Source organism: Mesorhizobium sp. M4A.F.Ca.ET.090.04.2.1 (assembly GCF_003999085.1).
Lineage (GTDB): Bacteria > Pseudomonadota > Alphaproteobacteria > Rhizobiales > Rhizobiaceae > Mesorhizobium.
This window is the reverse complement of the sequence record NZ_RZOT01000659.1, coordinates 1-2,918: the sequence shown is the minus strand read 5'-3', so window position 1 is coordinate 2,918 and position 2,918 is coordinate 1. Positions and strand designations below refer to the sequence as shown.

4 protein-coding genes are annotated in these 2,918 nt (G+C 66.6%); 1 reads left to right on the top strand and 3 read right to left on the bottom strand.

Features of this window, described 5'->3' with window-relative positions:
* From EN781_RS29910 to EN781_RS29900, 3 genes are all read right to left on the bottom strand, one after another.
* Positions 1-894: cation:proton antiporter (locus EN781_RS29910; RefSeq protein WP_189347932.1), on the bottom strand; the 894-nt coding region annotated here is incomplete at its 3' end.
* Between the two features lie 177 nt (positions 895-1,071).
* Positions 1,072-1,521 carry a host attachment family protein gene (locus EN781_RS29905; RefSeq protein WP_126058273.1) on the bottom strand — a complete coding sequence of 150 codons (450 nt, stop codon included), beginning with the start codon at positions 1,519-1,521 and terminating at the stop codon, positions 1,072-1,074.
* Positions 1,522-1,734: 213 nt separating this feature from the next.
* Complete coding sequence (locus EN781_RS29900; RefSeq protein ID WP_126058274.1) at positions 1,735-1,929, bottom strand: hypothetical protein; 195 nt, start codon at positions 1,927-1,929, stop codon at positions 1,735-1,737.
* On the opposite strand from EN781_RS29900, the gene EN781_RS29895 reads away from it, so the two are divergent.
* Positions 1,928-2,918: SAM-dependent methyltransferase (locus EN781_RS29895; protein ID WP_127400613.1), on the top strand; the 991-nt coding region annotated here is incomplete at its 3' end. The two genes, EN781_RS29900 and EN781_RS29895, sit on opposite strands and share 2 nt — an antisense overlap.

The window sequence follows — 2,918 nt, the reverse complement described above, 5'->3', positions numbered from 1 at the left end:
GACGAAGAACAGCACCGAGAAGGCATCGCGCAGCGGCAGCGATTCCTCGGCCGCCCGGTGGCTGAGCTCGGATTCGCTCATGATCATGCCGGCGAAGAAGGCGCCCAGCGCCAGCGAGACGCCGAACAGCTTTGCTGCCCCGAAGGCGACACCCAACGCAATCGCCAGCACCGCCAGCCGGAACAGCTCGCGCGACCCGGTATGGGCGACATAATGCAGGATCCAGGGAATCACGCGGCGGCCCACCACCAGCATAACGATGACGAAGGCCACCACCTTGGCCAGCGTGACGCCGACGACGCCCCAGATGCCGTAGTTGGCCGGCAGCGCCAGCAGGCTGGCATGGTCGTCGGCCTGCGGCTGGCCGCCCAGCACACCGGCAAGCGCCGGCAAAAGCACCAGCGCCAGCACCATAGCAAGGTCCTCGACGATCAGCCAGCCGACGGCGATGCGGCCGCGCTCGGTCTCGATCAGCCGCCGTTCCTGCAAGGCGCGCAGCAGCACCACCGTCGAGGCGACGGACAATGCCAGGCCGAAGACCAGCCCGGCGCCCATCGACCAGCCGAGCAGCCAGGCAAGGCCGACGCCGAGCAGCGTGGCAAAGCCGATCTGGACGACGGCGCCGGGCACGGCGATGGCGCGGACGGAGAGAAGGTCCTTCAGGGAGAAATGCAGGCCGACGCCGAACATCAAGAGGATGACGCCGATCTCGGCAAGCTCGGTGGCAAGGCTTGCGTCGGCGACGAAGCCCGGCGTGTTCGGCCCGACCAGCACGCCGGCCACGAGATAGCCGACCAGCGGCGGGATGCGGAAACGGTTGGCGAGCGCGCCGAAAACGAAAGCCAGCCCCAGACCGGCGACGATCGTGGCGATAAGGGGCGTGTCATGCGGCATTGTCTATGGAGCGCCTTTCGAAAAAATCACGATGTAGGATAGGGCCGCCCCGCGGCCGCCGCCCTTGCAATATGGGAGGAGGCAGGGCCGCGAGGCAACCCGTAAAGCCGTGAAATCGAAAGGCAAGGGGCACGAATGCCGGGCGAAGGGCGGATTGCGCTTGCGCGGCGGGCGCCGTCAGGCTGCCTGGAGCAGGCTTTCGATCTCAGGGATGGTGTGGTTGGTCAGCGTCTTTGGAATTTCCACCGTCACCTTGTCGCCGACAAGCTTGTGGAGCTTCCGGCGCATTTCGCCCAGCACCAGCGGCGGCGCGATCAGCACGATCTCCTTGAAGGCGCCGCGATTGGCGAGCCCATAAAGCCGTTCGGCGATGTCGTCGGCGAAGCGCTCCTTGCCGATACGATGCCAGTCGGTGTCCTCGACCGCGCTGCGATGGATGGACGGCCCGTCATTGTAGCGGCCGGGGCGGTCGCTGCCTTGCTCGCGCGTGGCGGGGTTCTCCTGCTCCATCTCCTGCACGACCTGCAGGTCCGGATTGCGGGTGTTGCCTTCATTGCGCAGGAACAGCGCCTTCTCGCCATCGGCGACCACGATCCAAAGGCCATGTTTCAGAGTGACGTTGCTCATGCGGGCTCCTCCTGCTTTTGCAGTGTTGCGAACCGTTCGCGGCGGGTGGCCGGCGGGGTTCCGTATGGCAAACGCCCGCTCAAGCTGGAATGTTCCGATATTGGTCAGGCGCTCATTCAGCCACGCGCGCCGGCCGGCGACGGTATTGCGGCTTTAATCTACTAAATTGGTAGGATTTAGAAAAATCAGTTTTGTAGCGTGGAGCATTTGCAGCTAAAAACGCCTGAGATCAGGGCCCGCAATGGCGGCTTCAATCCGATCCTCTCCCGGATGTGGAATTTTTTTCTCCTGCTCTTCGCGCTTGCGAAAAAGCGATTGCCTGCCATCGCGGGATGCGCGAGTGCTTTGCTTCTGGTTTTTCACGCCCGCGCGTAAAACTGCCAAATTGCTCAGGAATCTGCTCGCCATGTCGCAGGCCAATGCCAAGCTCAACGCTTTCCCCGTCTTCATGCGGGTCGAGGGCGAAGCCGTGGCCATTGTCGGCGGCGGCGAGGCGGCACTGGCCAAGGCGCGGCTCGTCGGCCAGTCGAGCGCGGCGCTGCGCATCATAGCGCAAACCGCCGAAGCCGAGCTGCTGTCTTTCATTGCCGCGACCGGTGCTGTCCATGTCGCCGCCGCATATGAGGCTGCGCATCTCGAAGGCGCGGCCATGGTGTTCGCCGCCAGCGGCGACGAGGCGCTCGACCGCCGCGTTGCCGAGGACGCGCGCCGCTTGAGCATTCCGGTCAACGCGGTCGACCGGCCAGAGCTTTGCGATTTCTTCACGCCGGCGCTGGTCAACCGCGCGCCGGTCGCCATCGCCATCGGCACCGAAGGCGCCGGCCCGGTGTTGGCGCAGATGCTGCGCGGCCGCATCGATCGCATGCTGTCGCCGTCGCTCGGCGCGCTGGCCACGCTTGCCGCGTCCTTTCGCGGCGCCGCCGAGCGCTTGCCCAAGGGCACCGGCCGCCGCCGCTTCTGGCGCGACTTCTTCGCCGGCGCTCCGGCGCGGGCCGTGGAGGCGGGCGAACTGTCACGGGCGCATGATGCCGCTGTCGAGCTGCTTGTCTCCGACGCGCCGGCCTCGGGCCACATCGCGCTGGTCGGCGCCGGTCCGGGCGCCGAGGATCTGCTCACGCTCAGGGCGCATCGCCTGCTGCTGGAGGCCGACGTCATCGTCCATGACGCGCTGGTGCCCGACGCGATCGTCGCCATGGGCCGCCGCGACGCCGAGCGCCTGCCGGTCGGCAAGCGCAAGGGCTGCCATTCCAAGAGCCAGCAAGAGATCAACGCGCTGCTCGTCGAGCTCGGCCGCGAGGGCAAGCGCGTCGTGCGGCTGAAGTCTGGCGACCCGCTGGTGTTCGGCCGCGCCGGCGAGGAAATGGCGGCACTTCGCGATGCCGGCATCGCCTATGAGG